Annotated in this window: 21 protein-coding genes; 9 read left to right on the top strand and 12 right to left on the bottom strand. The window is 38.6% G+C overall.

Annotated features, from left to right (window positions below):
• Positions 1 to 88 precede the first annotated feature (88 nt).
• Together sohB and blp2 are read left to right on the top strand one after the other, a co-directional pair.
• Positions 89 to 1,051: a protease SohB gene (gene sohB / locus JGE69_RS06405; RefSeq protein WP_063099350.1), complete on the top strand. Its 963-nt coding sequence runs from the start codon at positions 89 to 91 to the stop codon at positions 1,049 to 1,051.
• A 252-nt stretch (positions 1,052 to 1,303) separates the two neighbouring features.
• Complete coding sequence (gene blp2, locus JGE69_RS06410) at positions 1,304 to 3,496, top strand: Ig-like repeat protein Blp2 (RefSeq protein WP_199113067.1); 2,193 nt, start codon at positions 1,304 to 1,306, stop codon at positions 3,494 to 3,496.
• A gap of 39 nt (positions 3,497 to 3,535) precedes the next feature.
• On the opposite strand, the gene JGE69_RS06415 is transcribed toward blp2, so the two are convergent.
• From JGE69_RS06415 to JGE69_RS06455, 9 genes are all read right to left on the bottom strand, one after another.
• Complete coding sequence (locus JGE69_RS06415; protein WP_063099348.1) at positions 3,536 to 4,174, bottom strand: DUF2238 domain-containing protein; 639 nt, start codon at positions 4,172 to 4,174, stop codon at positions 3,536 to 3,538.
• 79 nt (positions 4,175 to 4,253) lie between these two features.
• The gene (purB, locus tag JGE69_RS06420) at positions 4,254 to 5,642 is read right to left on the bottom strand and encodes an adenylosuccinate lyase (protein WP_002118712.1); all 1,389 of its coding nucleotides are present in this window, start codon (positions 5,640 to 5,642) and stop codon (positions 4,254 to 4,256) included.
• Positions 5,643 to 5,697: 55 nt separating this feature from the next.
• Positions 5,698 to 6,429, bottom strand: a complete 732-nt coding sequence (gene hflD, locus JGE69_RS06425) for a high frequency lysogenization protein HflD (protein ID WP_016140362.1) — start codon at positions 6,427 to 6,429, stop codon at positions 5,698 to 5,700.
• A 13-nt stretch (positions 6,430 to 6,442) separates the two neighbouring features.
• Positions 6,443 to 7,576: a tRNA 2-thiouridine(34) synthase MnmA gene (gene mnmA, locus JGE69_RS06430; protein ID WP_005073282.1), complete on the bottom strand. Its 1,134-nt coding sequence runs from the start codon at positions 7,574 to 7,576 to the stop codon at positions 6,443 to 6,445.
• 4 nt (positions 7,577 to 7,580) lie between these two features.
• Entirely contained in the window at positions 7,581 to 8,069 is a 489-nt protein-coding gene (locus JGE69_RS06435) for an NUDIX hydrolase (RefSeq protein ID WP_017402782.1), read from the bottom strand.
• A 144-nt stretch (positions 8,070 to 8,213) separates the two neighbouring features.
• Positions 8,214 to 8,765, bottom strand: a complete 552-nt coding sequence (locus JGE69_RS06440; protein WP_199113066.1) for a gamma carbonic anhydrase family protein — start codon at positions 8,763 to 8,765, stop codon at positions 8,214 to 8,216.
• A gap of 90 nt (positions 8,766 to 8,855) precedes the next feature.
• Complete coding sequence (gene dacC, locus JGE69_RS06445) at positions 8,856 to 10,004, bottom strand: D-alanyl-D-alanine carboxypeptidase PBP5/6 (RefSeq protein ID WP_002118558.1); 1,149 nt, start codon at positions 10,002 to 10,004, stop codon at positions 8,856 to 8,858.
• 126 nt (positions 10,005 to 10,130) lie between these two features.
• Positions 10,131 to 10,553 carry an MCR_0457 family protein gene (locus JGE69_RS06450; protein WP_002118406.1) on the bottom strand — a complete coding sequence of 141 codons (423 nt, stop codon included), beginning with the start codon at positions 10,551 to 10,553 and terminating at the stop codon, positions 10,131 to 10,133.
• 154 nt (positions 10,554 to 10,707) lie between these two features.
• A complete protein-coding gene (locus JGE69_RS06455; protein WP_005073292.1) occupies positions 10,708 to 11,079 on the bottom strand; it encodes an MCR_0457 family protein in 372 nt (123 codons plus the stop codon).
• Between the two features lie 101 nt (positions 11,080 to 11,180).
• Here JGE69_RS06455 and surE point away from each other — a divergent pair, with 101 nt between their 5' ends.
• From surE to JGE69_RS06470, 3 genes are all read left to right on the top strand, one after another.
• Complete coding sequence (gene surE / locus JGE69_RS06460) at positions 11,181 to 11,951, top strand: 5'/3'-nucleotidase SurE (RefSeq protein WP_199113065.1); 771 nt, start codon at positions 11,181 to 11,183, stop codon at positions 11,949 to 11,951.
• Between the two features lie 111 nt (positions 11,952 to 12,062).
• Positions 12,063 to 12,890, top strand: a complete 828-nt coding sequence (locus JGE69_RS06465) for a peptidoglycan DD-metalloendopeptidase family protein (RefSeq protein WP_199113064.1) — start codon at positions 12,063 to 12,065, stop codon at positions 12,888 to 12,890.
• Between the two features lie 102 nt (positions 12,891 to 12,992).
• Complete coding sequence (locus JGE69_RS06470; RefSeq protein WP_104074800.1) at positions 12,993 to 13,922, top strand: LysR family transcriptional regulator; 930 nt, start codon at positions 12,993 to 12,995, stop codon at positions 13,920 to 13,922.
• A gap of 51 nt (positions 13,923 to 13,973) precedes the next feature.
• Here the strand turns inward: JGE69_RS06470 and JGE69_RS06475 are convergent, their stop codons facing one another.
• Entirely contained in the window at positions 13,974 to 16,592 is a 2,619-nt protein-coding gene (locus JGE69_RS06475) for a Lon protease family protein (protein ID WP_199113063.1), read from the bottom strand.
• A 165-nt stretch (positions 16,593 to 16,757) separates the two neighbouring features.
• Between JGE69_RS06475 and JGE69_RS06480 the strand changes: the two genes are divergently transcribed.
• From JGE69_RS06480 to rpmE, 4 genes are all read left to right on the top strand, one after another.
• Positions 16,758 to 18,941, top strand: a complete 2,184-nt coding sequence (locus JGE69_RS06480; RefSeq protein ID WP_086394223.1) for an AmpG family muropeptide MFS transporter — start codon at positions 16,758 to 16,760, stop codon at positions 18,939 to 18,941.
• A gap of 2 nt (positions 18,942 to 18,943) precedes the next feature.
• Positions 18,944 to 19,345: a lactoylglutathione lyase gene (gene gloA, locus JGE69_RS06485; RefSeq protein WP_199113062.1), complete on the top strand. Its 402-nt coding sequence runs from the start codon at positions 18,944 to 18,946 to the stop codon at positions 19,343 to 19,345.
• 133 nt (positions 19,346 to 19,478) lie between these two features.
• Entirely contained in the window at positions 19,479 to 20,450 is a 972-nt protein-coding gene (locus JGE69_RS06490; RefSeq protein WP_014207306.1) for a bile acid:sodium symporter family protein, read from the top strand.
• Between the two features lie 196 nt (positions 20,451 to 20,646).
• A complete protein-coding gene (gene rpmE / locus JGE69_RS06495; protein WP_001200845.1) occupies positions 20,647 to 20,871 on the top strand; it encodes a 50S ribosomal protein L31 in 225 nt (74 codons plus the stop codon).
• Between the two features lie 62 nt (positions 20,872 to 20,933).
• On the opposite strand, the gene JGE69_RS06500 is transcribed toward rpmE, so the two are convergent.
• Together JGE69_RS06500 and JGE69_RS06505 are read right to left on the bottom strand one after the other, a co-directional pair.
• A complete protein-coding gene (locus tag JGE69_RS06500) occupies positions 20,934 to 23,045 on the bottom strand; it encodes an EAL domain-containing protein (protein WP_199113060.1) in 2,112 nt (703 codons plus the stop codon).
• Positions 23,042 to 24,787, bottom strand: a complete 1,746-nt coding sequence (locus JGE69_RS06505; protein WP_046812555.1) for a hypothetical protein — start codon at positions 24,785 to 24,787, stop codon at positions 23,042 to 23,044. Before JGE69_RS06505 ends, JGE69_RS06500 begins: the two co-directional genes overlap by 4 nt.
• Between the last annotated feature and the right edge of the window lies 1 nt (position 24,788).

Below are 24,788 nucleotides of genomic sequence, written 5' to 3' on the forward strand. Positions count from 1 at the left end.
GACTCTATTTTGCAAAATCACTATTGAATTTTAATCAAAAGGACCACATCTTAAGGCTATAAAGATAAACTTATGAGCTTAGAATTTTATGTTATTCCATTTGCCTAAACTCCCTGCGGAAATACGTGTCAGCCATTTAAATGCACGTGTCAATGAACAGAGAAAAAAAATTGCGCAAACTACGGCAAGTCGTTTAGAACTTTTACAATTAGCTCAACAACTTGCTAAAGAAGCTAAAATTCGCCGTAAAAATAATCAGAAAATTTTTGTTTTAGATTTCAAAGGTGATATTCAAGCTTCGGCAGTTGAAAACTTGCGTGAAGAAATTACCCTGATTTTAGCAACTGCTAAAGCAGGACGTGATCGTATTGTAGTTCGTCTTGAAAGCCCAGGTGGTATGGTGCATGGTTATGGTCTAGCAGCAGCTCAGTTGGTGCGTTTACGCGATGCAGGTTTTCATTTAACAATTTGTGTTGATAAAGTCGCTGCAAGTGGCGGCTATATGATGGCATGTATTGCAAATGAAATTATTGCAGCACCGTTTGCTATTGTGGGTTCAATTGGCGTGGTTGCTCAAGTTCCAAACTTTAATCGTCTTTTAAAAGAACACAATGTGGATTTTGAGCTTTACACAGCAGGGCAGTATAAGCGTACGGTAACCATGTTTGGTGAAAATACGCCTGAAGGTAAAGCGAAGTTCGAAGAAGAGCTGCAACAAACTCATGTTTTATTTAAGCACTTTGTAGAAAAATATCGCCCACAGCTTAATGTCGATAAAGTGGCGACAGGTGAACATTGGTATGGTGAAGATGCTCTAGATCTGAACCTTGTTGATAAATTACAAACATCTGATGAGTATTTATTAGCTTTATTGCCGCAACATGATGTATATGTGATTAATACACGTAAGAAAGCGACCTTAGGTGAAAAGCTGGGTTTACAAGCAGCGCAAATAGCAGATAGTTTGATTCCTACTGTAATCGGCAAAGTCATGGAAAGCCTAGCAAAAGCGAACACGACGCTTGTACAGGTACGTGATCCAAAACTATAAGTTTATCTAATTCAAATGTTATAAAAGACCAGCTTAAATGCTGGTTTTTTTATAAAGTTAATATTCAAAATTGTCTTATTAAATACGCTAGATTTTTAATGGAAAGTAAAAAATAAATGTTGATAAATATAATTTTTGAATTGTGATAAACACATGGTTTTGATATTTTAAACAGCAATAAAATAGCTTTTAAATGAAATATTTAAAAAGTTAGACATTTAAAAATATAACTGAAATTTAGGACAGGAAATAATGACAAGAATAATTGTAGCATCCAAAGAGGGTTTGGACGTTCTGCAAGATGGTCAGCTCAATAAGGTCGTGTTAAGTAAACCTTCTATTATTCAAATTGGCGTAAGTCAAAAAGATATAGCATCGGTGGAAAAACAAGGTGGAAATCTAGTCGTCCATTTAAAAAATGGAGAGACTATTGTTTTAGAAAATTTCTTTAATGAAGCAACGAATACAACAGAACATTCACTTGTTCTTCCGACTGAACATGGAAAATTTGTTGAAGCACAATTTGACGCTCAGGGTAAGGTGATCGACTATACAGGTTTAAACCATGTCACAGATTTAGCCTATACCAGCACGAGCCAACCAGCCTCAACAATGGCAGTTGATGATTCCCCAACTTTTTCGATGGGCAATGTGCTAAAAGCAGGTTTAGCGGTTTTAGCCGCTGAAGGTTTATATCTTTGGGCTTTTGATAATGATGACAAAGATGACTCGCCTGTTAATGTTCCAACCACTGCGAAACCAACAGAAGTAAAACTTGCAGATGATGCTGTTACGGTCACTGGTAAAGCCGAAGCTAATGCAAAAATTTATATTAAAGATTTAAGTGGAAATGTAATTGCTTCAGGTAACGCAGATGCAAGTGGTAATTTTACGATTAAGCTAGATAAACCTTTGACAGATGGAAATAAATTAAATGTTTCAGCTCAAAGTGAAGGTGGCAGTGAGTCCACTGCTGCTTCGATTACAGGTCCAAAAGACACAATTGCTCCAGATGCCCCACGCGCCCAGTTAAGTGAAGATGGTTCAATATTAGATGGTACAACTGAACCAGATGCAAAAATCACTGTTTATGATGCTAGTGGTAATGTACTAGGCACTGTAACTGCGAATAAAGATGGTATTTTTTCTTTAAAGCTAACTCCACCTTTGACCAGTGAAGCGGGTGGTAAAGTGATTGCTCAGGATGCTGCAGAGAATAAATCTGAAGCTACTCTGATCTTTGCTGGGAAAGATACTATTCCGCCAGACGCTCCTTTGGTTGAAGTAAATAAAGAAGGAACAGTAGTTGAAGGAACGGCAGAAGCTAATACAAAGGTTTATATCAAAGATGCTGATGGTAAAGTCATTGGAACTGGTACGGCCAACGCTCAAGGTGAATTCCAAATCATGCTTTCTTCCCCCTTAAAAGAGTCACAAAAGGCGACAATCATTGTTGAAGATGCAGCGGGGAATACCTCTAAGCCTTTAGAAATTAAATCTGGCTATGACACCATAGCACCAGATAAACCTACAGCTCAAGTGAATGCAGAAGGAACATCTGTTACTGGTACCGCTGAAGCTAATGCGAAAATACAAATAACGAAAGACAATAAAGTTATTGGTAGTGGAGTAGCGGACGAGAATGGGAAATTTACAATTACTATTTCACCAGCTTTAAATACTATTAAAGATACAGCTTCTGTATCTGCTATAGATGCCTCTGGTAATAGTTCTGTGTCTCTGGAAATCCATGGTACAAAGGATACACCTCCTGAGAAACCAGTTTTTAATAAATTAGAAAATGATAATGGGACTACTTTAAAACAAATTCTCCCTAATTCTGAAACAGATGATACAACCCCAAAATTTACGGTTAAAGTTGAACCCAGTGCGACTTTGACTATTTATGATAATGGAGTCGCAATTTCAATTCTAAAAGTTGGTCAAGTAGATGCAAATAACTATTGGTCATTTACACTTGATAAAAATTTAGCTGTTGGAAAACATACGATTACTTTAATTCAAACAGATGCAGCAGGCCTTACAAGTGAAGTGAGTTCACCATTTACGTTTTATGTGGTCGCTCCAAAAGTGGCGAGTACGAGTGAAGTTGTCAGTAGTGATGTAAATGAAGTTGTCCCTTCTGTTGCGGATAGCGTTGGGTTAAATACATTAAAGTTAGCGCAAACTACAACCAATGAAACGACTAGTCAGCAGCAAAAATCTGTGTCATTAGATGATTTATTAAAAAGCTCTACGTCTAGTGAACCAGACCCAATTGAAACTCTTTTGTCTTCAGCGGCATTAAAGCCCACTCAGGTAAATGATCAGAGTGATATAACTACGAACGCTAGTAATATTACTCCCAATCTTGAGCATGTTTTACCTGATACTACTTCTTCGGTTTTACAAAGCCTTTTAGAACAAACCTATCCTGTTGTCTAAAGTGATCTTAAAAAAAGCGCTCATTGAGCGCTTTTTTATTTATGAGTTATTTGTTTTAGATGGAATTATGAGTGCAAGAAGTCCATAGAAAATTGCACCAATGGTCGCTAACAGCATATCTTTATGGGCATCCCACATATCGCCTTGTTGCCCATTATAATTTTCGGCTTCTTCCGGAGATAATCCAATAGCAATTGCCCATTCAATAAGTTCATATAAAACACTTGATGCCATGACAAATTGAACCACTAGCAAAAATAGACTGAATGGCTTTACTGATGGTAACCACACCTGAAACACGCGATAAGTAAGAGGGTAGAGAAAAATACCATAGGCAAGATGAACCAAACGATCATACATATTACGGGACCAACCCATGTATTGATCTAAATTAAAATTGAATGCTTGTTGTATCCAATCATTGTATGGAACGTATGAATACAGGTAATGTGCGCCAACAATATGGATGAGCAAAAACAGCAGATAGAAAGTAAAACTTAAAAAATCGAGTCCAATCTTCTTAAAAATAACAAAGAGCAAAATCAACATAAACACTGTGCCCGCTTGATGAAGTAAATACGCTTCAAATTCAAGAGGCTGAATAGCTGAAATGACAATCGCAATCAAAAGCAAGCCAAGAGCAATATAGTGTTTAAGTTTAAATTGTTTTTCGATCATTTTATGAAGTCTTTATTGTGATTTATATGAGTGTAATAAAAAAGCGAAGCCTAAGCTCCGCTTTTTGTAAACTTTTTAATTAAATTTTGCTAATTAGATCGTTAATTTGTTTCGCTTGTTCAGCTGCATTACCTGTGTAAGTTGCAGGAGTAAGTTCAGCTAAACGCGCACGTTCTTCGCTTGGTACTTGAGAAAGTTCATCACCATTTACGAAATTAACCATCATGTCACGCGTCATTGCTTGACCACGAGTTAATGCTTTTAATTTTTCGTATGGTTTTTCAATGTTGTAGCGACGCATTACAGTTTGAATTGGTTCAGCTAAAACTTCTTGAGCTTGGTCTAAATCTTCATTTAAACGGTTTGCATTTAACTCAAGTTTACCAACACCTTTTAAGCACGCATCGAAAGCAATTAAGCTTTGTGCAAAACCAACACCCATATTACGTAATACAGTTGAGTCAGTTAAGTCACGCTGCCAGCGAGAAATTGGTAATTTTTCACCTAAGTGAGCCAATACTGCATTTGCAATACCTAAGTTACCTTCAGAGTTTTCAAAGTCAATTGGGTTAACTTTGTGTGGCATTGTTGATGAACCAACTTCGCCTTCTTTCAATTTTTGTTTGAAGTAACCTAAAGAGATGTAACCCCATACGTCACGGTTAAAGTCGATTAAAATCGTATTGAAACGACGTAACGCATCAAACAACTCTGCCATGTAATCATGTGGTTCGATTTGAGTTGTATAAGGGTTGAATGTTAAACCTAAAGATTCAACAAAAGCTTGTGCGTGAGCAGCCCAATCAACATCTGGATAAGCAGAAAGGTGAGCATTGTAGTTACCTACAGCACCATTGATTTTGCCAAGTAACTCAACGTTTTCAAATTGTTTGATTTGACGAGCTAAACGGTATGCCACGTTCGCCATTTCTTTACCCAAAGTTGTTGGGCTAGCAGTTTGACCGTGTGTACGAGACAACATTGGTTGTTCAGCGTGAGTCGTTGCCAAAGCAGAGATCGCATTAAGGATCTGCTTCATGCTTGATACTAAAACTTCACGACCATTTTTAAGCATAAGCGCGTGAGACAAGTTGTTGATGTCTTCAGAAGTACATGCAAAGTGAATGAATTCACCCGCATTTTGTAATTCAGCGATACCAGCAATTTTCTCTTTTAAGAAATACTCAACTGCTTTAACGTCATGGTTAGTCGTACGTTCAATCTCTTTAATGCGATTTGCATCTTCTTCAGAGAAGTTGCTAACAATTGCATCTAAAGCTGCATTTGTTTCGTTTGAAAAAGGTGCAACTTCAACAATTTCTGGACGGTTAGAAAGTGCTTGTAACCAACGCACTTCTACAGTGACACGAGCATGGATTAAACCAAACTCAGAAAGAAAAGGGCGTAGCGCATCACATTTACTGGCATAACGTCCATCTAATGGTGATAGTGCGGTTAAAGCGTTCATAACGATTCCTTAATGTTGGAATAAACATAAAACTAAAAAAATCTCGTTTATAGTCTTAAATGACTTGGTACTGTAAACGAGCAAGTGCTTGAATATCCTGTAGCAATTTACGTTTGCTAAAAATCATGTTCCACGAACTACCGCCGAGTTGTCGCCATAAATGGGCCATTTGCAAGCCAGTAAACAGACAAGCACGGATGCGGTTAGTATGGTTGGTATCTTTAAATGCTTCTGCATTACCACGAACTAAAATGCGTGGGTTAATCTGGCCAGCCGTATCAACATAAGTTTGCGCTAAATTGGCTAAAATGCTTGGGTGTAAGTAGTTATTATCAAAAAAAGACAGCTGTTTTAAAATTTTCTGCTGAGCTTTTTCAATGATTGCGACATATTCAGGGTTGCTATAAACCTTTTTTTCTAACTGTAAGAGCGACATCGCATAGGACATTGGCAATTTGGCCGTGCCCATTTTTGGAAGGCGAGACTTAGGCATGTTTGAAAAAGGTTGAGTAATACAATTTTCGAGTGTTTTAAGCCCTAAAGAAATATCTGCCAACTGATTAAAAAAATCTAAGGTTTGAACACCATTGTTGGCTGTAGGGCGAATATTTAAACTTGCTTTGATTAATAGTTCAAAATAGAAGTTACCACTTTCACCAATACTTTGCTGACCCGTCATGGCTGTCATGTGGGTGAGCTGGGTGGCCTGAAATACCCCAGCCAAGGCGAGGGCACGGTTTTGGCGAACATTCAAGGCTTGTGATTGTTGAAATGGTAACTCCACCATGCCATTCATTCCCTTAAATAAAATTTGGTGTAGGGGCATTTGTATGGTGAATGACACCCCCGCCTAAGCAAACTTCATCTGAATAAAATACAACGCTTTGACCCGGTGTAACAGCACGCTGAGGTTCATCGAACTCAACGCGAACACCGTGTTCAGTGTTTTCATCAATAAAAATTGTACATGCCTGGTCAGGTTGGCGATAACGCGTTTTAGCTGTACAGCGTAATCCTTCAACTGGAATATTCTGTTCACCAGCTACCCAGTCAATTGACTCACTCCACAGTTGAGTACTTTGCATGAGTGGGTGTTCATGTCCCTGACCAACAACGAGGCGATTATTGGCCAGATCTTTATGTAGTACGAACCATGCACCTTCAGCTGCACCCTTCAAACCACCTAGACCAATTCCACCACGTTGACCGAGCGTATAGTACATCAGACCGTGATGTTCACCAACTTCTTTACCTGTATCAAGTACAATTTTCCCAGGCTGAGCGGGTAAATATTGTTTAAGGAAGTCATTAAAACGACGTTCCCCAATAAAACAGATTCCTGTTGAGTCCTTTTTCTTGGCTGTAGCAAGATCAAGTTCTTCAGCAATTCTACGAACTTCAGGTTTTTCGATTTCACCTACTGGGAATAATGTTTTATTAATTTCTCGACCATGAACAGCATGTAAGAAATAGGTTTGGTCTTTATTGTTATCTACACCACGTAATAATGGTGCGTATGCCTCGCCTTTAGAGTTATATGCGGTTTCACCACGACGTGCATAATGACCAGTCGCAATAAAGTCTGCACCTAGAGTCATAGCATGATCTAAAAATGCGCGGAATTTAATTTCTTTATTACATAAAATATCTGGGTTTGGTGTACGACCAGCGGCATATTCAGCTAGGAAAAGTTCAAACACTCGATCCCAATATTCCATAGCAAAGTTTGCTGTATGCAGCTTAATACCGATTTTATCTGCTACTGCTTGAGCATCGGCTAAATCTTCCATTGCCGTACAGTATTCCGTGCCGTCGTCTTCCTCCCAGTTCTTCATGAAAAGACCTTCAACTTGATATCCTTGTTGAAGTAAAAGTGCTGCAGAAACAGAAGAGTCTACACCACCAGACATACCGACGATGACACGTTGTTGCATAGGACTAGGCATCCAAATGAGAGGTTAATGAGGGAGAGAAGGGGTGCTCATAAATAAGCGATAAAGGATAATGGTGACCTTTCATGGCATCTTCAACTGCTTTAAGTACGAGTGGACTACGGGCACGAGCAGATTCTTTGAGCTCATCTGATGTCATCCACACAGCAGCGATAATACCTGTGTCGAGTTGAGGATCACTTTCAACCTGAGTTACATGTGCTAGAAAACAGAAACGGTAATAAGTGCGGTCGGGAAACATTGGCGGGGTATAAGTATAAATACCGAGCAAGGCATCAATTTCAACATGATGGCCTGTTTCTTCAAGTGTTTCACGAATGGCAGCTTCTGTTAATGACTCACCACATTCCACATGACCAGCAGGTTGGTTAAATACTGTGTGTACAAAACCTTCGCTATGCTCTTCTACAAATAGATAGCGTCCGTCTTTTTCTACGACTGTAGCAACAGTGACATGAGGAGTCCATGCGGCCATAAAAAAGCACCATGATTTAAAAGACGTATAATACGAAATTTAGGGGTTTTTGGCTACGGTGATCTGCTAAACGATATGAGCAATACGACAAAACCATATCGTTTAAAAAGCAGAATTTTTATTACTCATAATCAAGATAGATAATTAATCCTGATTTGCTTGTGCAGCTTTATGATTATTTTGCACTTTTACATAATGTCTTGCTGAATAAGGAAGAAACGCTAGTTCTTTTTCAGTCAGTGGTCGCACTTGTTGTACAGGGCTTCCTACATAGAGATAACCGCTTTTTAAGACTTTGCGTGGCGGAACTAAACTTCCTGCACCAATCATCACATCATCTTCAATAATCACGTCATCTAGAATAACGGTGTTGATTCCGACTAAAACACGGTTGCCAATGGTACAGCCATGCAAAGTCACATGGTGTCCAACCGTTACATCTTCACCAATAATCAGAGGTGAGCCATTCGGTTTGGCATCATTTTTATGGCTTACATGCAACATACAATGGTCTTGTACGTTACTGTTTTTGCCAATTTGAATACTATTTACGTCACCACGAATGACTGCAAAAGGCCAGACAGAGACATTTTCAGCTAAGCTAACGTCACCAACTACAACAGCCATTTCATCGATATAACAGGTTGTATCTACTTGAGGGTAGTGTTCAAGATAAGGACGAATGTTCTTTGCCATAAGTAGTATCAAAATAAAATTTAGTCGAATTATAAAATAAAAAAGCACTCAGGCTAAATAGCATGAGTGCTTAATTCAACTATTCAAAAATTAGAATAAGTTGCTGAAGAATTGCTTGATATGGTCGATTAAACGAGCAAAGAAACCTGCTTCTTCAACTGGCTTTAATGCAACTAAAGGTTTTTCAGCAATTACTTTGCCATCTAGGCTAGCAACAAGTTTACCCACAACTTGACCCTTTTGAAGTGGCGCATTTAGGTTAGGTTGAACGACTAACTGAGTTTTAATGCCATCAGCTTTACCTTTAGGCATAGTCACACTAAAGTTTTCAGCTAAACCAACTTGAACTTCATCTTCTTTACCAAACCAAACTTTTGCTTTTGCAAGAACCTGATTGGCTGGTTGAACATTTGCAGTTTCAAAGTTTGCAAAGCCCCAAGCCAGTAACGTACGCGTTTGGTCTGCACGTTCAGACATGCTTGGAGTACCAAAAATCACTGAAATTAAACGCATTGGACCGCGTTTACTTGAAGTAGTTAAGCAGTAACCAGCTTCATCTGTATGACCTGTTTTTAAACCATCTACACTTGGGTCGGTGTAAAGCAAGGCATTACGGTTACCTTGTTTAATACCATTAAAAGTAAATTCTTTTTCAGAGTAAATTGGGTAGTATTTTGAACTGTCTTTAATAATATGTTGTGCTAACACAGCCATATCTTTTGCAGTTGAATAGTGACCTTCAGCAGGCATACCGGTCGAATTAATAAACTGGGTGTTCACCATGCCGATACGTTTTGCTTCCTGATTCATCATATGAGCAAACGTGCCTTCATTTCCGGCAATATGTTCAGCCATTGCTTTTGATGCATCATTACCTGACTGGATAATAATACCGCGGAGCATTTCTAGAACAGTCGCTGTACCGTTTAAAGGAACATACATACATGATTCAGAGCTACTTCCTTTACACCACGCAGACTCGTTCATACGAACCTGCTCATTTTCAGTCAGTTCACCTTTTAATAATTTTTGTTCAATGATGTAACTGGTCATCATTTTTGTCATAGACGCAGGTGCAAGCTTTTCGTTTTCATTTTTAGAAGCGAGAATTTGTCCTGTCTCATAATCCATTAATACATAAGACTTATTATTTAGTTCTGGCGGAGCTGATAAGACAGTTGCTGCATAAGAAAAACTTGGTAAGAGGAGTAGTGCAGCAATAGCGCTTTTTCGAGTCATTCTAGGTAATTCCAATATCTTGTATGAAGCAGAAGAGCCTAGCATTTTAGGATAAAGCAAAGCCGACTTCTACGGGAGAAGTCGGCTTTTTCAAACAGTATTGTAACTCAAGAGTTTTTTACTAATTTAGTTTTGCGATTGATATGCTTTTACGTCTTGGCAAACTAATGTGTTTTGTTCATCACCAGCAGCTTTCGCATCGCTACGTGCTTCTTTTAAGTATTTCTTGAAAGCTTTGTCTTTACTACGTTTTTCTAATGCAGAAACAGCATCAGTTTCATTTGGTAGGTAGTCTTTAACTAAACGTTCATAGCCTTGAGCAAAATCAGCGTCTTTTTTACCAATCAAACTTGGACAAATTTCAGAAAGCACTTGAATTGCAGCTAATTCTTCAGGAGTCGTGCCTTGTTGTGGAGTCACTTCAACAACATTTTCATTTTCGGTTTTCTTTTCAGTTGTTTTCTTCTTATCAGCGGCAAAACCAGCTGTTGCCATGCTCATAAGTAAAACCAAAGAGAGCGATTGAACTAAGCTTTTCTTCATAAACATCGATAACCCAAAATAAAATTTCTAAATATGCCGTTAGCTTAACCAATTTAGAATTTAAAAAAATGGAAAAAATGTATTGTTATGTTGGTTTTCTGCTTAATGGCAAACAGAAAACCCCAAATGAATAAGTCTCTATATCACAAAAGAGTAAGATCTATTCTTTATAATTAACGATCTCTTCACAGAGCTCATGTTGCTCATGATGATCCATTTGTTTTGCCGCAAGACGTGCTTCATTTAATAAAGTTTTAAATTCAGCATCGTTTTGTAGAGTCGCTAAGGTCATTGATTTATTTGAATAACCACTTAAATACATCGCAATAATTTTTTGAGCATTTGACTCAAGTTTTTTATTTGTTCCAACAAAAGCTGGGCAGATTTCCTGCAAAACTTGCGTTGCGGCAATGTCATCTTTAATTAAGCTATCAGCCTCTTGTGTTGAGATATCCTCATCTGCAAAAACCGCTTGCGTACACAATGTGATACTGATCCCCAATACCTGAAAAAAAGGAGCGAAAGTTTTCATTTTTTCACAATTTTATAATGCTATGGAGGCATAAATATATATAATTCAACAAATAATTCAATTGTGAAAACCTTTAGGTTTATTTGTAGAGAAAGATTTTAGTGAATATTTTAATTGCGAATGATGACGGTGTTTTTGCGCCAGGTATACAGGCTTTAGCTGAAGCATTAAGACCACTTGGACGCGTGGTTGTGGTTGCACCAGAAAGTGAAAGAAGTGGTTTCTCAAGTGCATTAACATTGGATCGACCATTACGCCCCATTCAAATTGCCGAAGATGTCTGGGCAGTGAATGGTACACCAGCAGATTGTGTTTATTTATCCATGAATGGATTGTTTGATTTTGAGTTTGACTTGGTCGTGAGCGGAATCAATAGTGGCGCGAACTTAGGTGATGATGTTTTATATTCGGGAACGGTAGGTGCTGCATTTGAAGGTCGTTTAATGAAACAACCTGCAATCGCAGTGTCTTTAGCTGGTCCTGATGTACGTGCTTATAACGATAAAGAAGATTATGCTCAGGCTGCTAAATGGGTACATGATTTTATTGCAAGCGGATTACCAGCTTTACCTCCACGACATATCTTTAATATCAATATTCCTGACGTGCCGCAGTTAAAAGGGGCTCAGATTACGTATCAAGGGCGTCGTGCTCAATCTAAGCCTATTACCAGTCATGTCGATCCACGAGGCCGTCAAGTTTACTGGATTGGTCTAGCAGGTGAGGCGGTTACAGATCCTGAGCGTGTTTCTAGCCAGATTCAATCTGATTTCTTTGCGGTTGCAAACGGTTATGTAAGTGTTACTCCTATTCAAATGGATGCAACAAATTACGCCGTTTTGGAAGATTTGCAGCTCAGTTTGAGTCAATAATTTGCCTCGAATGTTATAACTTTGTGAATAAAGAAAAAGAGGAACGTGTTTCCTCTTACTTTTTTGGTACTCTTAGCCGAAATGATTTGTAGCATTTAGTGAGGGAGATCAATGCATTTAATTGGGCAACAAAGCAGAGTGCATATCCAAAAAGACAAAATAATGAAAATTATGTTGTTGTCTGCGGTTGTAGGTTTTACCGTAGCTATGGCAGGTTGTGCTTCTAAACCACAAATTAATAATAGTTCTCGCTATGCAATGGCTCCTAACTATTACACAGTTCGTTCAGGTGATACTTTAAGTGGTATCGCAATGCGTTATGGCCTCGACTATATCAGTATCGCCGAAATGAATGATATTGCTCCGCCATATCGTATTTATGTTAATCAGTCTTTGCGTTTGAAGAAAGGTTCTTCACCAAGAACAGTATCTACGCAAGTCATGGCACAACCTGAGCAAATCAAACGTCAAACCATTGCTCTACCAACCACACAACCAGTTACATCGGTAACTCAGCCTACAACGACCGCACCGTCAACGAGTACGACAGTGACTTCGGTTGCACCAAATTCTAGCTTACGTTGGATAAAACCGACAAATGGACCAGTGATTCAAGGATTTAATTTGGCAAATAATGTCAAAGGAATCCGTTATGGTGGAAATCAGGGTGACCCTATTTATGCCGCAGCAGATGGTCAAGTTGTCTACGCAGCTGATGGCTTAAAAGAATACGGAAATCTGGTTTTAATCAAGCATATTGACGGATATATCAGTGCGTATGCCCACAATAGCAAGATGTTTGTAAAAAGCGGTGACAATATAACTGCAGGACAAAAAATTGCCGAGATGGGCTCTACTGGGGCTTCACAGGTCATGCTTGAGTTCCAAATCCGTTTGGATGGAAAACCAATTAATCCTATAAATCTTTTACCAAAATAGCTAATGCATAAAACTTAGGTTTCCTCGTATAATATAATTGGTTGCTTTCATTACAACAATAAGCATTTTTTTATAAATTTAGAATTAGATTTGAGGAAACCTATGTTAGATCAGCTTCGTGCGATGGGTGTTTTTGCTTGTGTGGTTGAAAAAAGTTCATTCAGTGGTGCGGCACGTGAATTAGGAATTACAACAAGTGCAGTGAGCCAGCAGATTCGCTCCCTCGAGCATGAAATGGATGTAATTCTATTACATCGCTCCACTCGTAAACTTAGTTTGACAGAAGCCGGACAGGCTTTTTTTTCAAGCTGTCAAGAGATGTTGGCGGCGGCTGAAAGGGGGAAAATCAGAATTAATGAGTTGAGGGATGACTTAATTGGGGATTTGCGTATCGCAACTACTCCTGATTTAGCAGTTCAGCATCTCATTCCTGCGTTATCTCACTGGATGTCAGCTCATCGCGGTTTATCTGTACATTTTGAGGTTGGGCATCGTTATATCGACTTAATTGAAGAGCGAATTGATATTGCAGTACGCATGAGTTCTACGCCAGTAGAAGAAAGCAGCTCTGTCATTCCGATGGCTTTTGTCGATCAGATTTTAGTAGCTTCGCCAAGTTATCTGAATCAATCTAGTCCAATTGTGCATCCTAATGATTTAAGAGATCATGAATTATTATCAATTAATGTCATGAATGACGCGCGTCATTTCAATTTTCAACATGTAAAAACAGGTGAAACACTTAATATTGAAATGCAAAGCCGTTTGCAGAGCAATAATTTACAAATTGCAAAAGCGCTATGTCAGCAAGGACATGGTATTGCAAGAATTCTATATTTAGATGCTCAAAAAGAGTTAAAAAATGGTTCTTTGATTGAACTCATGCCAGATTGGAAATTACCAACTTTTACTTTGTATGCAGAAGTTGCCAAGCATGACCAACAGCCAATGAAAATTCAGCGCTGTGTTGAAGCACTTAAACAATATTTTAGTCAGTTAGCAGGAGGACGAGCGATCCAAATCGTTCGTTAATTTTGCCACTCTAAAAGTAAAAAGGGCCTGCATTTGACAGGCCCTTTTTTATTACTTCTGTTTTAAGGTTGCGACTTCTTCTACACTTTCTTGTGGTAGATCTTCCGCAGTAAGTTCTTCATGCTTCTTAATTTTTTTCTTATTTTTCTTTTTCTTCTTTGGCTCCTCTTCAATTTCTGCGCCATCTTCAATGGCTTGCCAATATTCGAGTTGCTCCATTACAGCAGCATAAATAGAGTGTTTACTGTACTTACCTTTTTTGTCGAGTGTACCGACAGGGCGGGCCATTAAAATCTCAAGCGCTTGATCAATCGTATCAATCGCATGGATATGGAATTGACCACTTTGTACCGCATCAATCACATCTTGGCGTAACATCAAATGCTGCATGTTTTGACGTGGAATAATGACACCTTGTTTGCCAGTTAAACCTTGTAATTTACACGCATCATAGAAGCCTTCAATTTTTGCATTTACACCACCAATTGGCTGTACTTGGCCTAACTGGTTCATAGAACCCGTAATTGCCCAAGATTGATCAATTGGTATTTGGCTAATTGCAGAAATTAATGCAGAAAGCTCGGCAACTGTTGCACTGTCGCCGTCTACTTGTCCATAACTTTGTTCAAAGGCTAGAGCAGCAGAGAAATGTAAAATCTGTTCACGACCAAAGTGAGCTTTCAAGAAGCTAGACATGAGCAACACGCCTTTGGCATGCAGTGAACCACCCAGTTCTACACTACGTTCAATATCAAGAATATCGCCGCCACCTTGATAGACTGATGCAGTCAAACGTGAAGGTAAACCAAACTCAACATCTGCATAGTGAATAACAGAGAGGGCATTGATTTGACCTAAACGATGACCAGAAGTTTCGATTAACTGAGTTCCACGCGATAAATCCTGCCAGTAAAGTTCTCTTAAATAGCCTAAGCGATACTGTCTGTGTTGTAGTGCCAAGTTAATGTGCTGGTCAGTTACAAGCTTTTCATTGGCTTTAAAAGCATGGTGATGTGCTTCCCGAATCAGGTCGCCCAAAGTTGAAGCATGTAATGACAGTGAGCTTTGATCTTCTGCCTGACGACTTGAGTCGGTAAGTAAAGCTGCTAAAGCACTGCGGTCAAACGGAAGTAATTTATCCGCTTGTACATAATCAGCAATTAGCTGCATGTAGGCTTGTTCATTTTCGTCATTACGTTGCAGAGTATCGGTAAAATCTGCACGAATTTTAAAGACACTACCAAGCTCTGGTTCTACTTCTAAAATTTCATAATAAATTTCAGGTTCTGCCATAAGAACCACTTTAATATCAAGCGGAACAGCAGCAGGTTCAATCGAGATAGAACCTGTTAACGTCAGCATATGTTCAAGAGAAGAAAGCTTGAGTTGGCCTGATTTTAAGGCGCGCTTTAAGCCTTGCCATGCATAAGGCTGTTCGAGTAATTGCTCTGCCTCAAGCATTAAAAAGCCACCATTCGCTTGATGTAGAGCACCTGGACGAATGAGCGTGAAATCTGTGGTAATTGTGCCGTTGTGAGTAAGTTGTTCAACATGACCAAGCAAGTTGTAGTGCGTTGGGAAATCTTCAAAAATAACTGGTGCACCACTGTTTGGTTTGTTTGAGACAATTACATTGACCTGATAACGTGCAGGCACACGATTGAACATTGCCGGAGCAAAGTCATCTTCTTCTTGCTCTAAAATGAGTTCAACATTATCAATTACATCTTGAGCATATTGTTTTAAATAATCTTCAAGGCCTTTGACTTGACCATATTTATTTAAAATCAAATCCATGCGTGGCTTAACCACTTGAGTCGCGATGTCTCGATTCAACACAGAGACTTTGTCACGTGCGTCATCTTCTAAATCACCTAAATGCAAACCAAGGCGCTCGAGCTTTTTATCCATGTAGCGAACATTCGCTGCAATTTCAGCACGTTGCTTAGTATTTAAAGCATCAATTTCTGTTTGGGTGAGTTCTTGCACCTGATCATCTTTTACTTGCACAGGGACAAAGCCATGCTTTTCATTGCGAGAGATGAGTTTTAAATCGAGCTCTTCACCTTCTTTGGTTAACTCGACAAGCGCTTGTTGCTGCTCATCTCCAGTTTCCTCACGAATACGTTCAATACGGTTATGATAGGTCTCCGCACTAAAACGGCGTTCAAGCTGTTTTAAAATAATTTGCCAAGTTTGATGAAGGGCATGTTGAAACTTCGTTCCTTGTCCAGCGGGGAAGCGTAGAGCAAGTGGTTGGCGTGCTTGTTTAAAATTATAGACATATACCCAGTCATCTGGAGTAGGCATTGTTTTCGCATGTTGTTGGAGTAAACGCTTAATCATGGTGCGTTTACCCAAGCCTGCTGTCCCTACTGCAAAAATGTTATAGCCAGAGTAGGGTAAAGAAATCCCTGCTTCTACCGATGCTTTGGCACGGTCTTGCCCTAAAAAGTTATTAAGCGGTTTTATACGTTTTGTAGAAGCTGGAATTTTTTCAAAATCGGGAATATGTGTTAATTGTTCGGGTTTTAAGGCTGTTTTATCCAAAGTCATTTTTATATCAGGTTGCTCAAAAGCTGAAGGAAATGCATTTATTGTGACGTTTGTGGTGTTTGTTTTAGCGAGTGATAAAGTTGAGATGGTCACTTGATCAAGTTTTTGTGTCACTGTTGATATCCAGCAAAAGAAAACGAAGGTTGAAGCTTAAAGGTATACAGGTTTAGCATAAAATATCAAGCAAACTTGCCGTTTTTATCGCCAAAACAAAATTGATTGCATAAAGAATCTTGAAAGGAATTGTAAGAAGGGTTTGAATAGGCACATTTATAATTTATGGAAAATAAAAAACGAATGACCACACAAGCTTCGGGTTGGGTCTCGGCTTTTAAAGCATTTTTAGATCGCCGTGCATTAATTATGCTGTTTCTAGGTTTTTCTGCCGGAATTCCGATTTTATTAATTTTCTCTAGTCTCTCTTTATGGCTTGGGGAGGCGGGCATTGATAAAAGTGCAGTCACTTTTTTTAGTTGGGCTGCCCTAGGTTACTCTTTTAAGTTCGTTTGGGCTCCTCTTATTGATGAGTTACCTGTGCCTGTCTTAACTAAAACGTTAGGCCGAAGACGAGCTTGGTTGTTAATTGCACAGTGTTTGATCGTTCTTGCTATTTGTATTATGGCTTTCTCTGATCCTTCTCTAGGTCAAAGTTATCTTATTCAAATGGCGGTAGGTGCTGTATTACTTGGCTTCTCGGCAGCAACCCAAGATATTGTGATTGATGCTTACCGTATTGAATTAGCAGAAACAGAAATGCAAACGGTATTGGCCTCTACCTATAATGCTGGTTACCGAATTGGCATGATTGTGGCTGGAGCGGGTGCATTATTTCTAGCTGCCCACTTGGGAACTGCTAAAGGTAATTACATTTACGAAGCTTGGAAAACGACTTATTTAACCATGGCAGGCGTTATGTTAGTGGGTATTGTCACGACCCTACTTGTGCGTGAGCCTGTTGTAAATCGAGTTTATAAAAATTATAAGAGTAGTGATTACTACCGTTTGGTTCTCGTATTTTTTATTGCCGTTATTTCATTCGTAGTCACTTATATTTATTCGGGGCATGTTACCGAGGCCATTTCACAAGCTGGCAATATTAAAGACAGTGCTGCGTTATTTGGTTTAGAGGCTTTAAGATTTTTAACTGCAACTGCTGCTGCGATTTTTGTAGGTTATCTACTCGTTAAAATTGGTGTGGTTAACCAGCAAATGGCTAAAGAGACATGGATTGCACCAATTCTAGATTTCTTTAAACGCTATGGTGTCAAACTTGCATTAGTGTTGTTGCTACTTATTGGTTTCTTCCGTATTTCAGACATTATTGCTGGTGTTATTTCTAATGTGTTCTACCAAGATCTTAACTTCAGTAAAGAGCAAATTGCAGAAGCAGTTAAAATCTATGGAGTACTATTTAGTTTAGTCGGCGGTTTCTTAGGTGGTCTTTTAGCACAGCGCATCAATATTATGAAACTGATGTTTGTCGGTGCTGTTTTGGCTAGCTCTACCAATTTAATTTTTATTGGACTAGTAAAATCTGGTCAGCCATTAGATATGGTAGACGTAAAAGTTGGTGAACATAGCTATCAAGTCAAGCCAGATGAAGTCGGATTATGGAAATTAGAAGTACCAAGTTCTGCTTTTAGCGGAACAAAACAAATTGAAGTAAAAGCTGCTTATGCTTCAAATGATGTAGCGCCTGTTACACGTACTCAGCCATTACTTACAACTGAGTTAGCTAAATCGCCTCTACAAATTTTACCTGTTATGGGCAATGATCAGGTCTCACTCAAAGATGGTGAGGGAAGTGTTGTGGTTCGAGGGCAATACTTTGGACAAGCATTAACTCCTACGCAAAAAATTATCATTAGCCTTGATGGGCAAAATTTTGATGCAAAAATGACTGATCAAAAAGGTGTTTTTAGTGCAGCCATTGATGCAAAAAAACTAGTGGCATCGACCAGTAAAGAGCTTAACGTAGCTGTAATGGATGGCGAACAAAAAATACTTTCTGCATCTCATCCATATGCTGTTAGCTCAAATCAAAAAGCGGCAAGTGAACTTGATGTGAATATTGAACCGGTAGCTTATATTGATCCACTTTCTGGTCAACCAGTGGAAGTCAGCGGTAAGGTCATTAAACCATATAGTTCTTTATGGCTTTATTTTGCCATTATTGTCGATAACTTGGCTTCTGGTTTGGCTGGTGCGGCATTTATTGCATTCCTTTCAAGTTTAACGAGTGTTTCATTTACAGCTGTTCAATATGCAATCTTTAGTTCACTCATGACACTTACTCCAAAACTTTTGGGTGGATATTCAGGTACCATAGTCAGTAATATTGGATACCCAAAGTTCTTTTTGATGACAACTCTTATTGGTATTCCAATCTTGATCTTAGTGGTTTGGGTGGGAAAATTGCTAAGAGATCATCAAACACATGAATCAGAAAAGGCAGGTGAATAAACATGCGAATGCTTCATACAATGTTGCGAGTAGGCAATTTAGAACAATCTTTAAAGTTCTATACCGAAGTATTAGGGATGAAGTTACTTCGTAAGCGTGATTATGAAGAAGGGCGCTTTACACTAGCATTTGTTGGCTATGGTGATGAAGAAACCAATACCGTGCTTGAGCTTACCTATAACTGGGATACATCAAGTTATGATTTAGGCAATGCCTATGGCCACATTGCCATTGGTGTTGACAATGCCTACAAAGCGTGTGAAGAAATTAAAGCACGTGGTGGCAAAGTTGTGCGTGAAGCGGGGCCAATGAAAGGTGGTGTTACTGTTATCGCATTTGTTGAAGATCCAGACGGCTATAAAGTCGAATTGATTCAACAAGATGCTAATGCGACAAATAACTAAAAATTGACTGTGATGCTTTAAGAATTAGTTCTTAAAAGCCTAGCTTTATTTTTTTAGCCCAGTATGATGAACGCTTGACCAAATGGTCAATTTATCAACTGGGTTTTTTATTTATCTAGAATAATCATAGGATATGGCTATGCTGAAGTTATTGGCTCTTGATCGATTTACAGTTTTGTTAGTTGGAATGGTACTACTAGCAACATTTTTTCCAGTCAGTGGTCAAGCAGCTCAATATTTCAATACACTGACCACAGTCGCGATTGCAATCTTATTCTTTTTGCATGGCGCGAAACTATCACGTGAGGCTGTAATTGAAGGTATTTTGCATTGGAAAATGCATTTACTGGTCTTCGCATTTACTTTCTTTATTTTCCCTGTGATTGGTCTGTTGGCTAAGCCAATTTTATTACCTCTGTTAGGTCAACAGCTGTACTGGGGTTTTTTATTTATGTGCTTTTTACCCTCTACAGTTCAATCCTCTATTGCATTTACGTCGGTTGCAAAAGGGAACGTGGCGGGAGCGGTGTGCAGTGCATCTTTTTCAAACTTGATTGGTATGTTTATTACACCAGTATTGGTGAGCTTCTTTATTCTAGGCCAAAGCCAACATGGATTTGACCCGACGACTTCAATTATACAAATTACATTATTACTGTTAGTGCCATTTATTTTAGGTCAATTATTACGTCCTTATATTTTCCCTTATATGGCAAAAGTTCCGAGTATTGTTAAAGCATTCGATCAAGGCTCGATTTTGATGGTGGTGTATGGCGCATTTAGTGGAGCAGTAGTTGCAGGACTTTGGCATCAAGTAAGTTGGAAAACTTTACTCATTCTAACAATTGCGTGTTCAGTACTTTTAACAATTATTATGCTATTAGCACTTTACCTACCGCGTGCTTTAGGTTTTAACCGAGCAGATCAAATTACAGTTTTCTTTTGTGGCTCCAAAAAGACCTTGGCGAGTGGTGTTCCGATGGCGCAAATCTTATTTATTGGCCAACCTTTAGGCATGATCGTGTTACCTATTATGATTTTTCACCAAATACAGTTAATGGTGTGTGGGGTGATCGCAAATTACTTGGCTAAATCCCAAGATTAGTTCGCAAAAGAAAATTATTTGACGTATAATGTTGCCCACTTGTTGTGCTTAGCTCTAACCCTAGAGGTTTCGGTGGGCCAAAAGAATGGTCTGTTGTGGTGTTGATCTGCTCATTTTGAGCCTGTCCTCAACTTAGTTGAGAGTGATCAATTGCGATGACAGCTTAAGCCTTTCTTCCAATTAGGAGTAATCGACGATGCGCGCCGATATTCACCCAAAATATGAAAAATTAGTTGCAACTTGTTCTTGCGGTAACGTAATCGAAACTCGTTCTGCTTTAGGTAAAGAAACTATCTACCTTGACGTATGTTCAGCTTGCCACCCATTCTACACTGGTAAACAAAAGAATGTAGACACTGGTGGTCGTATCGACAAATTCAAACAACGTTTTGCTGGTATGTCTCGCTCTATCAAGCGTTAATACTGCAACACGAAACAAAAAACGGGCTTTATGCCCGTTTTTTGTTTTTCAGCACAAGACCATTATTGGTCTTGTACATCTGTTAATCGATCAAGTTTTTTCTGGAAATAGCGACCTTGTAAGAAACGTGTTTCCACATTCCATGCATTAGCAAATAAGTTCATGTCATCTAGATCACTCAGTAAAATCCCTACAGGTTTTACAGTCAAATAGTTCAAAACCTTTTCTTGTAAGCGTGTTAGACCATCATCTGAGTTTAATAGCTCAGTTTTCTTCGATTGCAGTTTTAAATATTGAACGTCTAGTTGTTGCAATATTGATTCGCTATACATAGAAGAGCTGAAATCCCGAATCGAAATTTCTGCGCCGTGTTGACGCAGGCGAGCTATGTGTTGCTGAGCAATTGCAAGATGAGGCTGAATTGCTTGTTCTGAAAATTGTAAAACCAGTGGGCTTTCAAGCTTACTACCAATAATGGTAAGTAATTTCGAAATGAGTTCGGGGAAGGATTTATCTTTGAGCAAGATATCAATATTCAGGTTAATAATCAGTTTGGCTTTAGGGTATTGAGTAATAAAGTTATGTAGTTGCTTACATGCCTCAACCAAAATCCAGCGATCTAATTGAATAGAAAGCTCACTGTCTTCTCTTAATTCAGCCAAGTCATTTATGTCATACCATTGTTCATCGCTGATAAAACCGCTCGTCACCTCATAGTTATGGGTTTCTTGATCGTGTTTATCGTAGATCTGCTGATATTTTAAATGAATTTCACTTCGAGCTAGCTGCTGCTTTAATTGCTGCAATAATGAAGATTGCATAGGAGTATCGACTTGCTCAAGGCTTAGGTCAAGCGATATAGAAGATTTAACAGGCTCAGGAGAGATAATATCGATAGTTGGTGCCAACTCAATTTCTGCCTGCGCCTTAGGTAACTCTTGCTGACTTGTTTGAGCAAGTAAGCTTGTAAAGCTATCTTCATTTACAGGTTCAGTAATTGGGGCATAGCTCAGCTTAAATTGGATCGAGTAATTAAGCTCATTAATCTTTAATAAATGCTCTTTTTGCAAACTTTGCAGACTAGTCAGTTGGGAGTTAAGGACTGTGCTGTTTTCAGCTTGTAAAACGCCAACATATGCGCCAAGTTCAATATTAAAAATCGGCATTTGCGCGTGTTCTTTTAAGAAACTGTGCAGCTGATTAAAATATTGTGCAGGAGTTTGCCAATCTTGTTGAAATACTCGCTCTGGGCACTGATTTAATTTAAATAAAATTAATGCATTGGCTTGAGCAGGGTAGGTCGATAGTTGTCGATTAATTTGTTGCCAAGGTGCTTGCACACCATAACTCTTTTCTGAAAAAAGTGTATTTGCAGGGGTTGCTAAATCCAGTTGGTAGTCAATGGTTAGCTGTACGGCATCTTCTTCCTGACTAGGAATAAACTCTAGTTTTAGTGCATTGTTACCTGCGATTGCTACATGTTGACTCTGAATTTCAAAACGGGCCTGATCAAATTGGCCTAATGAAATTTTCTTAAATCTTTGTTTAAAAACATTTAAATCATCAGGTTGTAAAACATCTAAAATCGGTAGGCCAATAATCTCGTCTTCTTGTTTAAAGCCAAAAAGGTTGAGGTATTCTGTGTTTGCCTTAACATGCATCCCTTCTTGAAAAAGGGCAACTGCTTTATGGCTATTGTTGACCAATGTTTGTGTATGGGAGTGAATTGTTTCTAGCTCATTTGTTAGGCGTTGTTCAGTCTGCAATAAGTGGCTATACGACAAGGTTCGAATAAGAGTGATATAAAAATAATCTAATGGTTCTAATGGAACTACATCATAGATACCTTTTTGAATATAAGCCTGATATTGCTGAGGCTGATAATCTTCAGGTTGTAATAATAAAACAGGTAAATTTGGCTGCTCAGATGCTTGAATGAGGGAGAGAGTTTGTTCAATTTTTAGGTCATAAGCACGACCAAAAATAATAGCATCCCACGGCGTATTTAACTGTTTTTCAAAACTTTTTAAATCATCAAGTAATAATGCCTGAACTTGATAATCATTCCCCAATAATAAATTTAAAATCTGGTTATAACGTAGCTGGTTGTCATCAATAATGAGTAAACGTGTTTCAGTACGTTTTAACTTTTTAGATAATAAAGAGTTTCTCACTTTAGTGCTTCCCATAAATCTTGAGTGCTAGAGTTATTACCCTTTTTCATCATGAACTGATCAAGCAGACCTTGTTGCTGCTCATTTAAAAGTTCGAAATGAAATTGAATAAAACTTTGCGTAATGAGTTGTGCTTTGAGTAGATACACTTTGATTTCTTCTGTCCCCAATCGTAAATGAATTGTTTGTTGCTCTCTAAAAATTTGAGAGCCCGGTAAAATAAGCGTATTTTGTATTTCTTCTAGATTTTGTGTTTGTAGTAATAGTGCGGGATGATAATTGCGAGTATGGCGCTCAGCTTGAATATGCACTGAGCAAGGGAACATGGCTTGCGACAAAATCTCTAAACCTAACTCTAGGGATTTTTCTGTCGACTGTTTAATCCAGCGAATCACACCGCCACGCCATTGTCCATGCAAAGTTTCTTTAACTAAAATGTATTCACCGGTTCTTAAGTTTTTCGGTGCTTCGCCAGACCATTTAATACGATATCCATTGACACTAATATCAAGAACAGTGGTTTGATAAATGGTTTTACTTTCACGACTTAAGCGTTGATAAGAGCTGGTTTGTTGTTCTTTTTTCTCTAAGTTGGATAAAACTTTAGCTTCGCTTTGTAAGTTATAGTTATGGTTAAGCTGTAGCGTTTCTTCAAAGTTTTTTGCTTTTGATAGATAGAAATGGGCTGTGCTTAAACCAAAACAAATTTGGAGCTCTGCATTGTACTCATAACGTTCATGACGACGTTGAGCCGTGGTTCCTAAAATCGTTTGAACATGAAACTTTAAAGCAGGGCTTAAATAAAACTTTTCATTCTTAGAAATATATTGAGCATTTTTATGCATGGTTGCAGTGACATGCTCAAGTAAAGCTTGCGTACCGATGAAGATGCTAGGGTTAAAGTTAGAGCTACGCTTTGTATTATAAACAGGCGGATGGTCCTTATTTGGGTCAACCACATATTTCGTTAAAGCAGTATCTTTCGGCAAAATATGAATCATTCTTGCCCAGTCAAAACTACATTGAAATAATGCCTGAATTTCTGACTGACGAATCTGGTTCGTATTTAAAATATCCAGCAAAATCAGCTGAGCATAAGCTTGTGTAATATTCGCTAAAGGGTGTTGTATGCCCTGAATATGATTGATATTGATGAGATGGTATTTGTATTGAACTGCGGTTTCATACAGCTGATGCGCTATTAACCATTGACCTTTAAGAGGCTCGCTATAGAGCATATGCTGCTGATAGAGGAGATTGGTTAATTGTTGCAGGGCATGAAAAGTCGATAAGATACGTGCCGTTTGCAAATTCTTTTTTTGCTTATAGGCAAAGAGTGAAAACTTTTGATGCTGTAGTTGCTCATGACTATTTTGCGCAATATTTAAATAAATACTGGCGAAATAGCAGCGGAGCAACATCGCTAATTCAATAATGTGCTCATTACGATCTGTACTAATCACGCCTTGGTTAAAGAAGTTTTTCTCTAGGCTGGCGAGTACATTGTTAATGGTCGGATGAAGCGTTTGTATGAGGTCGAAACGTAAGGTTTCACTACATTTTAATTCATTGAGCTCTAAAATGGCTGTGAATAATGCTTTTGACGTATCACCGAGTTGCATAATAGAAAGGGTAGTGACCCATTCATTAAGATCTTTAATATTGGCTTCACAAAAGCTTAACCGTTCACGAGAGAGTTCGGTTTGATTGTGAAAAATGTCCGACAGCGCATTATTCATCATC

The organism is Acinetobacter sp. C13, from assembly GCF_016809775.1.
Taxonomy (GTDB): Bacteria; Pseudomonadota; Gammaproteobacteria; order Pseudomonadales; family Moraxellaceae; genus Acinetobacter; species Acinetobacter pittii.